Below are 16,875 nucleotides of genomic sequence, written 5' to 3' on the forward strand. Positions count from 1 at the left end.
CAACTCGAATTATTTTGGGTATGCACGTTTATCTGTGCTATCCGGCATTACAACAGAGTCTGGCCTATTCCACCGCAAACATCCTGTCGAGTTTGCTGTAACCCAGTCCATTGATTTTTTTAACTTTTATCTGCACCGGAATACGCTCTTTCATCGCTTCGACGTGGCTTATAACCCCAATGGTCTTGCCGGTAGCGTTAAGGGCATCCAGCGCGTCCAGGGCGGTATCAAGCGTCTCGCTGTCCAGCGTGCCAAAGCCTTCATCGAGGAACAGGGAATCAATTCGCGTCTTGTGGCTGACCAGATCGGACAGCGCCAGCGCCAGTGCCAGACTGACGAGGAAGCTTTCGCCGCCGGAAAGTGTCCGGGTATCGCGAACGGCATCGGCCTGCCAGGTATCAACCACTTCCAGCTCCAGTGCTTCGCTGGCCTTTCTCTGTAGCAGGTAGCGGCCATGCAGGCGGGTCAGTTGGTTATTGGCCAGCCAGACCAGATTATCCAGCGTCAGCCCCTGCGCAAATTTGCGGAACTTGTCACCTTCTTTAGAGCCGATAAGGGCGTTCAGATAACCCCAGTCTTCGACCTGCTGCGAGACCTTTTCAATCTCCTGCATCAGACTCTTTTGTTGCTGACGGTTTTCGGCATCTTGCTTGAGCTGCTGGCGAATTTCTCCCTGACGGGTGGCGTTATCCCGTAGCCTTTGGGCGAGCTGCGTCAGCGTATCGCGAAGATGTTCCTGACTAAGGGTGAGGTCCGCGCCGACGGGCGGTTGCTGTTGGTGCGTCGCCAGCGCCTGTGTCGATTGATTGACCAGTGTTTGAGCCTGCTGTAACTGGCTTTCCAGCGACTGCTTTAGCTGTTCGAGTCGGTTAAAGGTCTCTTCATCCAGCAGGGCGGCAAGAAAAGCGTCGCGATCGTCGAAGATGCTGGTTTGCAGTGCGGCATCAAATTGCGCCTGAATCTCAGCGACGCGTTGGAGGTCTTGTGCCTCCTGCTGTTGCAGTGTTTGCAACTGGCCCTGTAATGAAAGGCAATCATCGTGCACCTGTCGCCAGTTTTCCAGTGACAGGTTATCTTCGTTATCCTGAATGACTTCGGTCTCAGGTAGCGTTTCCAGCAGAGGAGTAAGTTGCGCAATCTGCGCTTGTAGCTCGGTCAGTTCACTCTGGCGGCTCTGCCATATTTGTGTTTCGCTTGCCCGCTCGCTGAGCCACGCAGCTTCTTCACCATTGGCAGGAAGAGACAGGCCATTCCGGGTTAGCTCAGCCTGCAACGTGCTCTGGCGTTGATCAATCTGTTGCTGCAGGTGAGAGATTTGTTCTGTATGCGCGGTGATTTGCGCCTGCAGGGCATGGCGCAGGCTCAACTGGTGAAGTTGTTGCTCGTGCTCTTCTTCGGCGGCGAGCCAACTGGAGATATCGTCCTGCGGTTGGAGGGTAATGTTCAGACCGGCAGTCACTGTTTGCCACTCTTGAGTAAGTGCTTGCTCCTCCTGAGAAAGCGTCTGCGCTTCGTGTTCATCACGCTGTAGCTGCTGAGTTATTGCATCGAGCTGCCCACGTAGGATAGAGCCTTCATCAGCCAGCGTTTTGACCTCTTTTTCTAACGCTTCACGCCGTGCCTGGTTGACGCTCAGCTCAAGCGTTTGATAGGTCGCGATCGCCGGATGCGTGGTGGAGCCGCAGAGTGGGCACGGTTGGCCTGACTGCAGTAATGCCCGCTGACTTTCCAGATCTTTAATGCGGGCTTCCTGATCGCAAATCGTTTTTACATCAGCAAGTTGCTGATTCTTATCTTTATAGCGCTGGCGTTTATCCGCCAGAGCGGCGTTGCGCTGAAGCTGCTCCTGCTGTCGCTGTTGGATAGTCGTGCGCAGTTGCGTTAGCTGTTTTTGCCTGGGGGCAATTTGCCCATGAAGCGTGCTCAGACGCTGGCGTAACGGACGAAGCTGTGCATGTTGCGCCAGCGCCAGGGATACGTCTTCAGCCGAAAGTGACAGCTTCGGTTGCGCAAGAGCCTCCAGTTTACGCGTGTCGTTCTCCCGCAACTGTTGCCACTGGCGTAGCTGGTTTTTGGCGTCAGACTGCTGGGCAAAGAGTGCTTTCCACCCCGCCAGTTCGCTGTTCCATAAACGGAAACGGTCATGCTCGGCCAGCCAGTTCGTTAACGTCTGTTTTGCGGTTAACATTATGACGGATTGCCCTTGCGCATGCTGACGAATGCGACTGCGCAGCGCTAAGCTGTGGTGTAAGCGAGCATTCACTTCTTGAATATTCTGGCGTGTTTGGGTGAGTGTAGCCGTTTGTTCCTGAATTCGATCCCAGTACGGGCGTAATGCTCTGGCAGGTAGTGCCAGGCTGAGTGACGCCAGCTGCGGCTGCGCTTGTTCCTGCGCCTCTTGTGCGACCCGCAACGCATGCTGATGGCGGTTTATTTCCGTCTGTAGCTCATTTTGCCGAATTAACCAGTTGAGGTGCTGTTGCTGAGTTTGCTGACTGACAATATGCTGTTTTTCTTCGTCAGTAAGTACCTGCAAACTTTCTGTGAGCGATTGCACCTGTTCTGTTGCTAACAGCGAAACGCCGCTGGCCTGCGCCTGCAGTTTTTCCAGCTCTGTGCGGGCCGTTTTGTGTTTTTCAAATACCATCGCCGAGATTTGGCCGTAGATCTCTGTGCCGGTCAGCTCTTCCAGCAGTTCGGCACGTTCTTTCGGTTTGGCGTTAAGAAACGCGGCAAACTGCCCCTGTGAAAGCAGCATGGAGCGGGTAAATCGTCCGTAGTCCAGCCCGGTGAGCGTGGCGGTCATCTCCAGTTTGTCTTTGACTTTATCTGCAAGGATTTTCCCGTCGGCGCAACGGGCAAGCTCTACGCGTGGGACCTGCAGGTTACCTTCTGGCTGGTTACGGGCACGGTTCTGGCTCCAGAAGGCACGATAGGCTTCGCCTTTGACTTCGAATTCCACTTCCGCCAGACACTCTGCGGTGTCGCGGGTCATCAGATCGTTTTGTGACTGAGATACGTTACTCAGTCGCGGTGTTTCGTGGTACAGCGCGAGGCAAATAGCATCCAGCAGTGTGGTTTTTCCAGCCCCTGTCGGACCGGTGATAGCGAACAAGCCGTTGCTGGCGAACGGCTCTGCCGTGAAATCGACTTTCCATTCCCCTTTCAGGGAGTTCAGGTTTTTCAGGCGCAAGCTGAGAATTTTCATGCTTCATGCTCCCCGGCGAGTGTCTGTAATGTGGTACTGAACAGCTGATTCAGGCGTTCGCGCTGCGGTTCTTCCAGCTCTTCCAGCGCCAGGCGGCGGTCAAAGACCTCTGTCACGCTCAGTTCGCTCAGCGTTTCGCGTCGTTCATTCGCCATAATACGTTCACGCTGTTCCCGGCTGCGGCGTACCAGCAAGACTTCTACCGGTAAGTCTTCAGTTAAGGCCTGAATTTTACGCTGCATATCGTGCAGATAATCATCAGTGGTAATTTCGATATCTAACCAGACGGGCGGTTCCTGATCTGTGTCGCGCCACTGCTCAAGTTGAGCAGTAATAGACGCTAAATCGCCTTTCAGTACCGCAAGCGGCTGTGTAACCGGCACGGTGAGGTTTTCAACCGCGCGCAGCTTACCCTCTTCGAAACTCACCAGATGAACGCATTTATTTTTGCCGCACTCATCAAAACTCAGCGCAATCGGCGAGCCACAGTAGCGAATATGCTCTGTTTCGCCGATGACCTGCGCCCGGTGAATATGTCCCAGCGCGATGTAATCCGCTGGCGGGAAATTTTGTGCCGGAAATGCATCCAGCGTGCCAATGTAGATGTCACGAACGGCGTCACTTTTACTGGCACCGACGGTAGTCAGATGCCCTGTCGCAATAATGGGCAGGTTCTGGTCGCCGCGTAGCTTACAGGCGTCCTCATATTGCTGTTGATAATAGTCGGTGATGGCTCCCAGCAGATGCTGCTGCTTTTCTCCGCCTGTGAGTCCTGCCTGGCTGGTGATGATGTCGCGTGGACGTAAAAAAGGGATCGGGCATAATATCGCACCCGGTGTGCCGTCGCGGCGCTGGAGTATCTGTGGCGCATGACCTGCGCTGGCGACCACCGTGGTGTTCAGAAACGCCAGAATATCGCGGGATTCATTGAGCGTGGCGACAGAGTCGTGGTTTCCTGCCAACACCACCAAATGACAACCTGTTTGTTGCAGATTTACAACAAAGCGATTGTATAGCTCACGGGCGTAGCTTGGGGGAGAGCCGGTATCAAAAATATCGCCAGCCACAATAATCGCATCCACCTGATGGGATTGCGCCGTATCCAGAAGCCAGTCGAGAAAGGCCTGATGCTCAGCGGCGCGGCTCTTGCTGTAGAAGTTTTGGCCCAGATGCCAGTCAGACGTGTGAAGGATGCGCATAAGTGTTCCATGGCAAAAAACGTGAACAGGATTATAACCTTTGCAGGACGGTAATATCTTGCCTCCGGGCTGTCATAATTCAACAACCTTCGTTAAACCTGGACTATCTTTTCATAAATCTGTCATAAATCTGACGCATAATGACACCGTATTGATGATAAACGAGTTAATTAAAAAACAGGGCAAATCATGGCGAGACGTATTCTGGTCGTAGAAGATGAAGCTCCAATTCGTGAAATGGTCTGCTTCGTGCTCGAGCAAAACGGTTTTCATCCCGTAGAAGCCGAAGACTATGACAGTGCTGTGAACCAACTTAATGAACCCTGGCCGGATCTCATCCTGCTGGACTGGATGCTTCCGGGCGGGTCGGGTCTGCAGTTCATTAAACATCTCAAGCGAGAAGCGATGACGCGGGACATTCCTGTGATGATGCTGACGGCAAGAGGGGAAGAGGAGGACCGCGTGCGTGGTCTGGAAACCGGTGCAGATGACTATATCACTAAGCCGTTTTCTCCCAAGGAACTGGTAGCGCGTATTAAAGCCGTTTTGCGTCGTATTTCGCCAATGGCGGTTGAAGAGGTCATTGAGATGCAGGGCCTGAGCCTGGATCCAACCTCGCATCGTGTGATGACCGGCGAGGATCCGCTTGATATGGGACCCACCGAATTCAAGTTATTGCATTTCTTTATGACCCACCCTGAGCGCGTCTACAGTCGCGAGCAATTACTCAATCATGTCTGGGGCACCAATGTTTACGTGGAAGACCGGACAGTAGATGTGCATATCCGCCGGTTGCGCAAGGCGCTGGAGCACAGCGGACACGATCGCATGGTGCAGACGGTGCGTGGGACGGGATATCGTTTTTCGACCCGCTTCTGACTGGTAAGAATACAAGCCTAATGGACCTGGCTGTAAATGGAGTATGACGTTTGCTTGAACGATTGTCATGGAGAAGGCTGGTGCTGGAGCTGATACTTTGCTGCATACCGGCTTTTATCCTTAGTGCTTTTTTCGGTTATCTGCCCTGGTTTTTACTGGCGTCGGTAACAAGCCTGCTTGTCTGGCATTTCTGGAATTTATTACGTTTGTCCTGGTGGTTGTGGGTCGACAGGAGTATGACACCACCGCCGGGGCGAGGCAGTTGGGAACCGTTGCTGTACGGTTTGCATCAAATGCAGCTACGTAACAAGAAGCGCCGTCGTGAACTGGGTAATCTGATCAAACGCTTTCGTAGTGGGGCTGAATCACTCCCCGACGCGGTTGTACTGACTACCGAAGAGGGCGGTATTTTCTGGTGTAATGGCCTGGCGCAGCAGGTTCTGGGATTACGCTGGCCGGACGATAGCGGCCAAAATATTCTTAACCTGCTGCGTTACCCGGAATTCACGTTGTACCTGAAAACGCGCGACTTTAGTCGACCGATCAATTTGGTTCTCAATACCGGACGACATCTGGAAATTCGCGTGATGCCCTATACCGATAAGCAATTGCTGATGGTGGCGCGTGATGTCACCCAGATGCACCAACTGGAAGGCGCGCGGCGTAACTTTTTTGCCAACGCCAGCCATGAGCTGCGTACGCCAATCACGGTGCTGCAAGGCTATCTGGAAATGATGCAGGAACATCCCCTGGAAGGTGCAACGCGAGAAAAAGCGCTGCACACCATGCGTGAGCAAACACAGCGTATGGAAGGGCTGGTTAAGCAACTGCTGACATTGTCGAGAATCGAGGCCGCACCAGCGCTGCTGTTGAATGAAAAAGTCGATGTGCCGGTGATACTGCGCGTGGTTGAACATGAGGCGCAAACGCTGAGCCAGAATAAACACACCTTTACCTTTGACGTTGATAGCCAGCTAAGTGTGTTGGGTAATGAGGAGCAACTGCGCAGTGCTATCTCGAATCTTATCTATAACGCGGTCAACCATACTCCTGCGGGAACGCACATCACCGTTCGCTGGCAGCATGTGACCCAAGGCGCTGAGTTCAGCGTCGAAGACAACGGCCCCGGCATTGCTTCTGAGCATATCCCGCGTCTGACTGAGCGATTTTATCGCGTGGATAAAGCGCGATCCCGGCAAACGGGCGGTAGTGGATTAGGGCTGGCGATCGTGAAGCATGCGTTAAATCATCATGACAGTCGGTTGATTATCGACAGTGCACCAGGAAAAGGAACGCGGTTTAGTTTCATACTCCCGGAACGTTTAATTGCCAAAAGTAACCGCTAACGCTCATTTGTAATGTTAACTTTCCAAAAGCCAGCGCAAGCTGGCTTTTTTCATCATCGTCAATAATGACATCCTGAATTTTACGACGTTTGATTGTTTTTTGTTCGCATTATTGCCCATGACTTTTTCACGGGAATGGTGTTTTGTGCTGGTTCAATTTTTCATATCACTATATTGTTCTGGTTTTTAGATCCCACCTTGCTTTAAAACGTTATAAGCGTTTAAATTGCGCACCAAGTGCTGTCATACCGACTGCATTTGCGCGGTAAATCGAAAAACTATTCTTCGCTGCGTCTGGTTGGGAGGATATCCCGCTGGAATTGATTAAAAATGCCGCTGTATTGTCCCTCAGGGAACGGCAGAAAATTAAACGTTTTCAACACCACATCCACAGGCTGTAAGACTTTATGACCCATCAGTTAAAATCACGCGATATTATCGCCCTGGGATTTATGACATTTGCACTGTTCGTTGGTGCAGGTAACATCATTTTCCCCCCAATGGTTGGTTTGCAGGCCGGCGAACACGTCTGGACTGCGGCTTTTGGCTTTTTGATTACCGCCGTTGGTCTTCCGGTGCTTACCGTTGTAGCGCTGGCGAAAGTCGGTGGCGGTGTAGACAGCCTGAGCACCCCGATCGGCAAAGTAGCAGGTTTACTGCTGGCTACCGTTTGTTATCTGGCGGTAGGGCCGCTATTTGCTACTCCGCGTACCGCGACAGTCTCTTTTGAAGTGGGAATTGCTCCGCTGACTGGAGACTCGGCGCTGCCGTTGTTTATCTATAGCGTGGTTTATTTCGCGATTGTTATTCTGGTGTCGCTCTATCCGGGCAAACTGCTGGATACGGTGGGGAATTTCCTTGCGCCGCTGAAAATTATTGCGCTGGTTGTGCTTTCTGTTGCAGCGATTGTCTGGCCTGCGGGCCCGATCAGTAACGCCATGGAAGCCTATGAAACCGCAGCGTTTTCTAATGGCTTCGTGAACGGGTATCTGACAATGGATACGCTGGGTGCGATGGTCTTTGGTATTGTTATTGTTAACGCCGCTCGTTCGCGTGGCGTTACTGAAGCGCGTCTGCTGACCCGTTATACCGTTTGGGCGGGTCTGATGGCTGGTGTGGGCTTAACGCTGTTGTACCTCGCGTTGTTCCGCCTGGGTTCTGACAGTGCGACGCTGGTCGATCAGTCTGCTAATGGTGCTGCGATTCTGCATGCGTATGTTCAGCATACCTTCGGTGGCGCAGGTAGCTTCTTGCTGGCCGCACTGATTTTTATCGCTTGTCTGGTGACTGCAGTTGGCCTGACCTGTGCGTGCGCTGAGTTCTTTGCCCAGTATGTGCCGCTGTCTTATCGTACGCTGGTGTTTATCCTCGGCGGTTTCTCGATGGTGGTATCGAACCTGGGTCTGAGCCACCTGATTCAGATCTCCATTCCGGTGCTGACGGCTATCTATCCGCCATGCATCGCACTGGTTGTATTAAGCTTTACCCGCTCATGGTGGCATAATTCTTCCCGCGTCATTGCACCTGCGATGTTTATCAGCCTGATTTTTGGTATCCTTGATGGCATTAAAGCTTCTGCAATTGGCGACATCTTACCGGCCTGGACCCAGCGTTTACCGCTGGCTGAACAAGGTCTGGCGTGGTTGATGCCAACAGTCGTGATGGTGGTCCTGGCAGTAATCTGGGATCGCGCAGCGGGTCGACAAGTGACCTCCAGCGCACACTAAAATCACTGACAATAAGTTTTAACCACGGGGCTATTAATATGGCCCCGTGGTTTTTTTATTGTGTTAACAGGTTAGGAATCGATGGAAAGTAATAACAAGCTAAAGCGTGGGCTGAGCACCCGGCACATTCGCTTTATGGCATTAGGTTCAGCAATTGGTACCGGGCTGTTTTATGGTTCGGCCGATGCCATCAAAATGGCGGGGCCAAGCGTACTTTTGGCCTATCTTATCGGTGGCGTGGCGGCGTACATAATTATGCGTGCGCTGGGCGAAATGTCAGTTCATAACCCTGCAGCCAGCTCTTTCTCGCGCTATGCGCAGGAAAATCTCGGGCCTCTCGCGGGCTACATTACCGGTTGGACCTACTGTTTTGAAATCCTGATTGTCGCCATCGCCGATGTTACTGCCTTCGGTATTTATATGGGCGTCTGGTTCCCGGCCGTACCGCACTGGATTTGGGTCCTCAGCGTGGTATTGATTATCTGCGCCATTAACCTGATGAGCGTGAAGGTGTTTGGTGAACTGGAGTTCTGGTTCTCATTCTTTAAAGTCGCCACTATTATCATCATGATTGTTGCTGGTTTCGGCATCATCATCTGGGGCATTGGTAACGGTGGGCAACCGACCGGCATCCACAACCTGTGGAGTAACGGCGGCTTCTTCAGCAACGGCTGGCTCGGTATGGTGATGTCGCTGCAAATGGTAATGTTCGCCTATGGCGGGATTGAGATTATTGGCATTACCGCAGGTGAAGCAAAAGACCCGGAAAAATCTATCCCGCGCGCTATCAATTCTGTACCGATGCGTATCCTGGTGTTTTATGTGGGCACACTGTTCGTCATTATGTCCATCTACCCGTGGAACCAGGTCGGCACAGATGGAAGCCCGTTTGTACTGACCTTCCAGCACATGGGGATTACTTTTGCCGCCGGTATCCTGAATTTTGTGGTGCTGACCGCTTCGTTGTCGGCGATCAACTCTGACGTCTTTGGCGTAGGCCGTATGCTGCACGGTATGGCGGAGCAGGGCAGCGCGCCGAAAATGTTTGCTAAAACCTCACGTCGCGGTGTGCCGTGGGTGACGGTGATGGTGATGACATTCGCACTGTTGTTTGCGGTTTATCTCAACTACATCATGCCGGAAAACGTCTTCCTGGTGATTGCCTCACTGGCAACGTTTGCCACGGTATGGGTGTGGATTATGATTCTGCTGTCGCAGATTGCCTTCCGCCGCCGTCTGCCGCCGGAAGAGGTTAAGGCGCTGAAATTCAAAGTGCCTGGCGGAGTGACGACGACCGTTGTTGGCCTGATTTTCCTGGTCTTTATTATCGCGCTCATCGGTTACCACCCGGATACTCGCATTTCGCTTTACGTTGGTTTCGCGTGGATTATCCTGTTGTTGGTTGGCTGGGTATTTAAGCGTCGTCGCGAGCGTCAACTGGCTGAAGCACAGTAATTTTTTACCGGATGACCGCTATGTCTTATCTGGCCTACTCGAGAGTGTGTAGGCCAAAGATGCGTAGCGCCATCCGGCGAAATCTCCTCCCCCGAACTCCTCCCCCAATAAACGTTAAGATGATGAGTGATCCTGCACTGCGCTATGGCAAGGTGGCTTCATTTTCATCAAAGGGGATACGTGATGTTGAACGCCTGGCACCTTCCGGTTGCCCCATTTGTTAAACAAAACAAAGATCAACTGACGATTACGTTATGGCTGGCGGGAGATAATCCTCCCCAACGTATAACGCTACGCGCGGAAAATGATAACGAAGAGATTTCGCTGATTATGCGTAAGCAGCGCAGCCAGCCTCAGCCTGGCGTTACTGCGTGGCGAGCCGCAATCGATCTTTCCAGCGGTCAACCTCGTCGGCGCTATAGCTTTAAATTGTTGTGGCTTGATCGTCAGCTGTGGTTTACCCCGCAGGGATTCAGCCGTATTCCGCCAGCGCGTCTGGAACAGTTCGCCGTGGATGTGCCGGATAACGGACCGCAATGGGTGGCCGATCAGATTTTCTATCAGATTTTCCCGGACCGTTTTGCACGTAGCCAGTCACGTGAAGCGTATCAGAACAACGTTTATTACCACCATGCAGCAGGACAGGATATTGTGCAGCGTGAGTGGGATGAGCCGCTGACTGCGCAGGCTGGCGGTTCCACGTTCTATGGCGGTGATCTGGACGGTATCAGTGAGAAACTGCCCTATCTGAAAACGTTGGGCGTAACCGCGCTATATCTGAACCCGGTGTTTACCGCACCAAGCGTACATAAGTACGATACTGAAGATTATCGTCATGTTGATCCACAGTTTGGTGGCGACAGGGCGTTACTGCGCCTGCGACACAATACACAGGCGCAGGGAATGCGGCTGGTTCTGGACGGCGTATTTAACCACAGCGGCGATTCGCACGCCTGGTTTGACCGGCATAGTCGGGGAACGGATGGCGCATGCCATAACCCACATTCCCCCTGGCGCGATTGGTACCATTTTTCAACGGAAGGCGTCGCGCTGGACTGGCTGGGGTATTCAAGCCTGCCCAAACTGGACTTTGCATCTGAAAGCCTGGTGAATGAAATCTATCGCGGCGAAGACAGCATTGTCCGTCACTGGTTAAAAGCACCATGGAATATGGATGGCTGGCGGCTTGATGTCGTACACATGTTGGGTGAAGCCGGTGGTGCGCGCAATAACCTCCAGCATGTTGCCGGGATCGCCCAGGCGGCTAAAGAAACTCAGCCAGAAGCATACATTGTTGGCGAACATTTCGGTGATGCGCGTCAGTGGTTGCAGGCTGATGCTGAAGATGCCGCGATGAACTATCGTGGCTTTACCTTTCCCATATGGGGATTTCTCGCCAATACCGATATCTCTTATGATCCGCAGTTTATTGATGCCCGAACCTGTATGGCGTGGATGGATAACTATCGTGCAGGTTTATCACATCAGCAGCAACTGCGTATGTTCAATCAGCTCGACAGCCACGACACGGCCCGTTTTAAATCGCTGCTAGGTAAAGATGTCGCGCGCCTGCCTCTGGCGGTAGTCTGGTTGTTTACCTGGCCGGGGGTTCCCTGTATCTACTACGGTGATGAAGTGGGGCTGGACGGTAATAACGATCCGTTTTGCCGCAAGCCGTTCCCATGGCAGAAGGACAAACAGGATTCTGACCTGCTGGCGCTGTATCAGCGGCTGGCTAAAATGCGTCATCAGAGTCAGGCGCTACGCCACGGCGGTTGTCAGGTGATTTACGCAGAGGATAACGTGGTGGTATTTGTACGAGTACTAAACCGACAGCGCGTGCTGGTAGCAATCAATCGTGGCCAGGCCTGTGAAGTGGTGTTGCCAGCCTCGCCATTGCTCAATGCCAGCCAATGGCTGCACAAAGAAGGCAAAGGCCAGCTCGCGGATGATATTCTGACGCTACCTGCGATTTCTGCCTCAATCTGGATGTGTCATTGATACAAACGCGCAATCTCCTCACTGGTCAGCAGCGTTTCCCGCCACCAGCGCTGCGCCAGTCCGTCATTGCTATTGCGCCACGCCATATAGGCGACGTCTTTTTGACGAAAAGACAACACGGGTTTTTCCACCAGCTCGCCTGTGGCTAACCATGGGCTTGCGATGTGGCGTGGGAGAAATCCGCAACCGGTTCCCGCCCGCAGTAACATCACTTTACTGTGGAAATCATCGACACGAATCTGCGCCTGTTCATCCATCAGGTTGCTTTGTAACGGATGACAATAGCGGGCGCTGTCGCTGATGACTATCGCCCGGTGCAGGCACAGTTGTTCATTGGTTAAACTATCCGATGCCGCTGCCAGTGGATGCCCGGGTGCGACAACAAACACATTATCCAGCGTGCCGAGCATTTTGTAAGACCAGGCCGCTGATGTTGGTGGCTCATTAATAGCGCCCAGAATAATATCCGCTCCGTTATGGGTGAGTTCTTCCCAGGAACCTGCCAGCGTGTGGTGAGTAAAGTTGAGGCGAGTTTGTTTATTGAGTGCGTAAAAAGCTTCGATAATCGGCACCAGTGCGGCGAAGGGGAAGGAGGCATCCAGCGCAATTGCCAGCTCTTTTTCCCAGCCAGCGCTCAGTTGTAACGCCTGTTTTTCGAGGTCTTTGGCAGCGCTGAGGAGCAAACGTCCTTTTTCCAGCATCATCAGGCCGGTATCGGTAAATTTTGCCCGATGCCCGGAACGGTCGAGCAATTCGATATTCAGATCGTTTTCCAGCTTCTGAATCATATAGCTGAGTGCGGCAGGGGTTTTAAACAGTGATTCGGCAGCGGCAGCAAATGAACCATGCCTGTCGAGTGCGTCGAGGATGAGCAGAACGTCCAGATTGATGCGCATAAGCTGAATATATCCTGAAAATTAAACACCTCATTTTTACAGAATAGAGAAAAACAATGCCAGTGAATAAATTAGATAAGACATTCGCATTTTTTTGATGATGATTGAGATATATCTCAAGACAAAATTATTATCATCACTCGATGATAAGTTTTCTTTAATAACTCGTTAGAAAATTCCCGCTATACTCAACAAGCTTTCTGATTCAGGATCCTGCTGCTGACGGCAGTTACAGACCGTTGCCTTTTAACTCATTGATTAAGAAGGTGTGCTATGTCTATTCGGGAACTGATTGACCCACAAAACTCAACGCTTATTTTTATTGACCATCAACCGCAAATGTCATTTGGTGTGGCGAATATTGATCGCCAGACGTTGAAAAATAATACTGTAGCATTAGCCAAAGCCGGAAAAATATTTAATGTTCCAGTGATTTATACCTCGGTTGAAACGAAAAGTTTTAGCGGATATATCTGGCCGGAATTGTTAGCTGTTCATCCTGATGTCAAGCCTATCGAGCGTACTTCAATGAACTCCTGGGAAGATGCGGCCTTTGTTAAAGCAGTGGAAGCGACCGGGCGTAAAAAACTGATTATCTCCGCACTGTGGACCGAAGTTTGCCTGACATTCCCGGCGTTGATGGCGCTGGAAGCGGGTTATGAAGTGTATGTGGTCACCGACACTTCCGGCGGTACATCCGTGGATGCTCATGAACGTTCTATCGATCGTATGGTGCAGGCGGGTGCGGTACCAGTTACCTGGCAGCAGGTGCTGCTGGAGTACCAACGCGACTGGTCACGTAAAGAGACTTACGACGCGGTGATGGACCTGGTGCGTGAACACAGCGGTGCGTACGGTATGGGCGTGGATTATGCCTATACCATGGTACATGGTGCACCAGAACGTAAGATTTAATTCCGCTGGCGGGGCAATCCCGCCATTATCCTTCAGCAAGGAACCCTTCATGGCGCAGAATAAACATGTGACATTGGTGATTACTCACACCTTGCGGCCTGACCAGGCGCAGCGGTATGAGCAGTGGCTGGGGAAAATCATGCCAGTGGCCGCAGAGTTTCCTGGTCATCTTGGCGCTAACGTCATTCGCCCTACCGACGGACAAAACCTGTGGAACATTATTATCCGCTTTGACACCGTCGAGCATCTGTATAACTGGACCCAGTCTGATACGCGCCGTGCGCTGGTCGAGGAGATCGCGCCATTGCTGGCGGAGGGCGACAAAACCGAGATTCGTACGGAAGCGGCATTTTGGTTTACCCCGCCTGCATCACATGTTCGCCAGCCTAAACGCTGGAAGCAGTTCCTGATAACTCTGCTGGTGATTTTTCCCAGCACCAATCTGGTGCCGTGGCTGACCGGCATCGTGCTGCCCTCAATGAAGGGATCATTGCTCCTGCATCTGATTAATGATGCCTGTGTGGTTGCGCTGGTGGTCTGGTTCTGGATGCCTATCGTAACCCGTCTGTTTGCCGGCTGGCTGAAAAAAGCCTGACCGGTTTCTCAGGAGATTGTTATGTCTCAAACTGCAACACTTATTCTGACTCACGGAAAAATCCATACTCTTGATCGCCAAAGCCCTCAGGTGGACGCCGTGGCGATTAAAGATGGAAAAATTCTGGCGACCGGCTCTCATGATCAGATCATGAATTTTGCGACTGATGGGACACAGATTATTGATCTGAAAGGTCATACAGTGATCCCAGGTTTAAACGACTCACATCTGCATCTCATTCGCGGAGGGTTGAATTACAACCTTGAGTTACGTTGGGAAGGTGTGCCGTCGCTGGCGGATGCGCTACGTATGCTTAAAGATCAGGCTGACAGAACACCCTCGCCGCAATGGGTTCGCGTGGTAGGCGGCTGGAGTGAATTTCAGTTCGCTGAACGCCGTATGCCGACGCTGGAAGAACTCAATGAAGCCGCGCCGGATACACCGGTATTTGTGCTGCATCTCTACGATCGGGCGTTGCTAAATCGCGCGGCACTAAAAGCGGTTGGTTACACCAAAGCGACGCCGGATCCGGTAGGGGGAGAAATTGTTCGCGATGGCAATGGTAATCCTACGGGGATGCTGATCGCCAAACCGAACGCTATGATCCTCTACTCTACGCTGGCGAAAGGACCAAAACTTCCGCTGGAAATGCAGGTTAATTCCACCCGTCAGTTTATGCGAGAGCTAAATCGACTTGGGCTCACCAGCGCCATTGACGCCGGCGGCGGCTTTCAGAATTACCCGGAAGATTATGAAATTATCGAGCAACTACATGCCAATAAGCAGATGACGGTCCGTATTGCCTACAACCTGTTTACCCAGCGTCCTAAGCAGGAACTGGAAGATTTCGAACGCTGGACCGATATGCTCAAACCAGGGCAAGGGACTGATTTTTATCGTGCTAATGGAGCAGGGGAAATGCTGGTCTTCTCGGCGGCGGATTTTGAAGACTTCCTGCAACCGCGCCCGGATTTACCTGAAGGCATGGAGGATGAGCTGGAACGTGTCGTCCGCCACCTGGTGGAACATCGCTGGCCGTTCCGTCTGCATGCAACCTATGATGAGTCCATCAGCCGGATGCTGGATGTCTTTGAGAAGGTGAATCGTGATATTCCGTTCAACGGCCTGCACTGGTTCTTCGATCACGCAGAAACGATTACCGAACGTAATATTGAGCGCGTAAAAGCGCTGGGTGGCGGTATTGCAGTTCAGCATCGGATGGCGTTCCAGGGCGAGTATTTTGTCGATCGCTATGGAAAAGATGCGGTTAAACATACGCCACCGGTAACAAAAATGTTGGCGGCTGATGTTCCGGTTGGACTGGGGACCGACGCAACCCGCGTGGCAAGTTACAACCCGTGGACGGCGCTCTACTGGCTGGTTTCCGGACGTACTGTCGGCGGGATGGCGATGTACGACGATAACAACCGACTGGCGCGCGATGTGGCGCTGGAACTGTGGACCGCAGGCAGTGCCTGGTTCTCCAGCGAGCAGGGTAAGAAAGGTCACATTGAAAAAGATCAACTTGCCGACCTGGTGGTGTTATCAAAAGATTATTTCAGCGTACCGGAAGAGGAGATCAAAGGTATTGAGTCGGTGATGACCATTGTTGATGGCAAAGTCGTTTATGCTGCCGGGCATTTCACGCCGCTGGCACCGCCTGCGATCCCTGTTGTCCCTGACTGGTCGCCAGTGGTAAACGTTCCGGGGCATTATCGCTCTGCGCCACCTACTACTGCGAAAGTTGGTGCTATGGTCCAGATGCATCAGTGTTGCGGTAGCTGTGGCGTTCACGGACATCAGCACGATATGGCGCGTAAATCGGGGATCCCGGTGTCAGACGATCGTGCGTTTTGGGGCGTGTTGGGTTGTTCTTGTTTCGCGTTTTAATCATTGCCCGGTGGCGCTTCGCCGCCATCCGGCAACAAAAAAGGCTCGCCTGCGCGAGCCTTTTTGCTAAACGTTAGCCTATTACAGGCTGGATACGTTTTCGGTCAGGTATTTTGCAACGCCGTCCGGAGACGCGTTCATACCTTCTTTACCTTTTTCCCACTGAGCCGGGCAAACGTCACCGTGCTCTTCGTGGAACTGCAGCGCGTCAACCATACGCAGCATTTCGTCAATGTTACGACCCAGCGGCAGATCGTTTACAACCTGGTGACGAACAACGCCGTTAGCGTCAATCAGGAAAGAACCGCGCAGAGCAACGCCCGCTTCCGGGTGCTCGATGCCGTAGGCTTTCTGGATTTCGCGCTTAACGTCAGCAACCATTGCGTATTTCACTGCACCAATGCCGCCTTTGTCGACAGGGGTGTTACGCCATGCGTTGTGGACGAATTCAGAGTCAAAAGAAACACCAACGACTTCAACGCCGCGTTTCTGGAATTCTTCGTAACGTTTGTCGAACGCGATCAGTTCTGACGGGCAAACGAAGGTGAAGTCCATTGGCCAGAAGAACAGAACGGTGGTTTTACCGTTGGTATGCTGTTTGAAGTTGAAGTTTTCAACAATCTCACCGCTACCCAGTACCGCAGCTGCTGTGAAATCCGGAGCCTGACGAGTTACCAGTACCATATAATTCTCCTGCAAAGTTAAGGGGTTTTTGGAACGCAACGCGGGCCAGTATAGAGACTGTTCGGGAATAAGACAAAGAG

General features: G+C 52.3%; 12 protein-coding genes. 8 read left to right on the forward strand and 4 right to left on the reverse strand.

What is annotated here, in order from left to right; genetic code table 11:
- Nucleotides 1-64: 64 nt before the first annotated feature.
- Together sbcC and sbcD are read right to left on the reverse strand one after the other, a co-directional pair.
- Nucleotides 65-3,208 (reverse strand): exonuclease subunit SbcC, encoded by a 3,144-nt coding sequence (gene sbcC / locus LG384_RS05210; RefSeq protein ID WP_225760581.1) that lies wholly within the window; start codon nt 3,206-3,208, stop codon nt 65-67.
- Entirely contained in the window at nt 3,205-4,407 is a 1,203-nt protein-coding gene (gene sbcD / locus LG384_RS05215; protein ID WP_225760582.1) for an exonuclease subunit SbcD, read from the reverse strand. Before sbcD ends, sbcC begins: the two co-directional genes overlap by 4 nt.
- Nucleotides 4,408-4,596: 189 nt before the next feature.
- On the opposite strand from sbcD, the gene phoB reads away from it, so the two are divergent.
- From phoB to malZ, 5 genes are all read left to right on the forward strand, one after another.
- The gene (phoB, locus tag LG384_RS05220) at nt 4,597-5,286 is read left to right on the forward strand and encodes a phosphate response regulator transcription factor PhoB (protein ID WP_045440451.1); all 690 of its coding nucleotides are present in this window, start codon (nt 4,597-4,599) and stop codon (nt 5,284-5,286) included.
- A gap of 50 nt (nt 5,287-5,336) precedes the next feature.
- The gene (phoR, locus tag LG384_RS05225) at nt 5,337-6,632 is read left to right on the forward strand and encodes a phosphate regulon sensor histidine kinase PhoR (protein WP_045440453.1); all 1,296 of its coding nucleotides are present in this window, start codon (nt 5,337-5,339) and stop codon (nt 6,630-6,632) included.
- 407 nt (nt 6,633-7,039) lie between these two features.
- Complete coding sequence (brnQ, locus tag LG384_RS05230; protein WP_045440455.1) at nt 7,040-8,359, forward strand: branched-chain amino acid transporter carrier protein BrnQ; 1,320 nt, start codon at nt 7,040-7,042, stop codon at nt 8,357-8,359.
- An 81-nt stretch (nt 8,360-8,440) separates the two neighbouring features.
- The gene (gene proY, locus LG384_RS05235) at nt 8,441-9,814 is read left to right on the forward strand and encodes a proline-specific permease ProY (RefSeq protein WP_045440458.1); all 1,374 of its coding nucleotides are present in this window, start codon (nt 8,441-8,443) and stop codon (nt 9,812-9,814) included.
- Nucleotides 9,815-9,997: 183 nt separating this feature from the next.
- Complete coding sequence (gene malZ / locus LG384_RS05240; protein ID WP_225760583.1) at nt 9,998-11,815, forward strand: maltodextrin glucosidase; 1,818 nt, start codon at nt 9,998-10,000, stop codon at nt 11,813-11,815.
- Here the strand turns inward: malZ and LG384_RS05245 are convergent.
- Complete coding sequence (locus tag LG384_RS05245; RefSeq protein WP_045440465.1) at nt 11,809-12,711, reverse strand: LysR family transcriptional regulator; 903 nt, start codon at nt 12,709-12,711, stop codon at nt 11,809-11,811. The two genes, malZ and LG384_RS05245, sit on opposite strands and share 7 nt — an antisense overlap.
- 273 nt (nt 12,712-12,984) lie before the next feature.
- Here LG384_RS05245 and LG384_RS05250 point away from each other — a divergent pair, with 273 nt between their 5' ends.
- Genes LG384_RS05250 through LG384_RS05260 form a run of 3 tightly spaced genes read left to right on the forward strand, consistent with a single transcriptional unit; the run spans nt 12,985 to nt 16,111 of the window.
- Nucleotides 12,985-13,626: a hydrolase gene (locus LG384_RS05250; protein ID WP_045440467.1), complete on the forward strand. Its 642-nt coding sequence runs from the start codon at nt 12,985-12,987 to the stop codon at nt 13,624-13,626.
- Between the two features lie 49 nt (nt 13,627-13,675).
- Entirely contained in the window at nt 13,676-14,221 is a 546-nt protein-coding gene (locus tag LG384_RS05255; RefSeq protein ID WP_045440468.1) for an antibiotic biosynthesis monooxygenase, read from the forward strand.
- Nucleotides 14,222-14,242: 21 nt separating this feature from the next.
- Nucleotides 14,243-16,111: an amidohydrolase gene (locus LG384_RS05260; RefSeq protein ID WP_225760584.1), complete on the forward strand. Its 1,869-nt coding sequence runs from the start codon at nt 14,243-14,245 to the stop codon at nt 16,109-16,111.
- A gap of 81 nt (nt 16,112-16,192) precedes the next feature.
- On the opposite strand, the gene LG384_RS05265 is transcribed toward LG384_RS05260, so the two are convergent.
- Nucleotides 16,193-16,795 carry a peroxiredoxin gene (locus LG384_RS05265; protein WP_045440472.1) on the reverse strand — a complete coding sequence of 201 codons (603 nt, stop codon included), beginning with the start codon at nt 16,793-16,795 and terminating at the stop codon, nt 16,193-16,195.
- Nucleotides 16,796-16,875: the final 80 nt, after the last annotated feature.

The organism is Citrobacter sp. Marseille-Q3906 (assembly GCF_916618775.1).
GTDB classification, from domain to species: domain Bacteria; phylum Pseudomonadota; class Gammaproteobacteria; order Enterobacterales; family Enterobacteriaceae; genus Citrobacter; species Citrobacter murliniae.

What these genes read in the sequence shown, in the direction of transcription:
- proY (WP_045440458.1), top strand. Translation starts at nt 8,441, where the DNA reads ATGGAAAGTAATAACAAGCTAAAGCGTGGGCTGAGCACCCGGCACATT.
- phoB (WP_045440451.1), top strand. Translation starts at nt 4,597, where the DNA reads ATGGCGAGACGTATTCTGGTCGTAGAAGATGAAGCTCCAATTCGTGAA.
- sbcC (WP_225760581.1), bottom strand. Translation starts at nt 3,208, where the DNA reads ATGAAAATTCTCAGCTTGCGCCTGAAAAACCTGAACTCCCTGAAAGGG.
- LG384_RS05250 (WP_045440467.1), top strand. Translation starts at nt 12,985, where the DNA reads ATGTCTATTCGGGAACTGATTGACCCACAAAACTCAACGCTTATTTTT.
- malZ (WP_225760583.1), top strand. Translation starts at nt 9,998, where the DNA reads ATGTTGAACGCCTGGCACCTTCCGGTTGCCCCATTTGTTAAACAAAAC.
- LG384_RS05245 (WP_045440465.1), bottom strand. Translation starts at nt 12,711, where the DNA reads ATGCGCATCAATCTGGACGTTCTGCTCATCCTCGACGCACTCGACAGG.
- sbcD (WP_225760582.1), bottom strand. Translation starts at nt 4,407, where the DNA reads ATGCGCATCCTTCACACGTCTGACTGGCATCTGGGCCAAAACTTCTAC.
- LG384_RS05260 (WP_225760584.1), top strand. Translation starts at nt 14,243, where the DNA reads ATGTCTCAAACTGCAACACTTATTCTGACTCACGGAAAAATCCATACT.
- brnQ (WP_045440455.1), top strand. Translation starts at nt 7,040, where the DNA reads ATGACCCATCAGTTAAAATCACGCGATATTATCGCCCTGGGATTTATG.
- LG384_RS05265 (WP_045440472.1), bottom strand. Translation starts at nt 16,795, where the DNA reads ATGGTACTGGTAACTCGTCAGGCTCCGGATTTCACAGCAGCTGCGGTA.
- LG384_RS05255 (WP_045440468.1), top strand. Translation starts at nt 13,676, where the DNA reads ATGGCGCAGAATAAACATGTGACATTGGTGATTACTCACACCTTGCGG.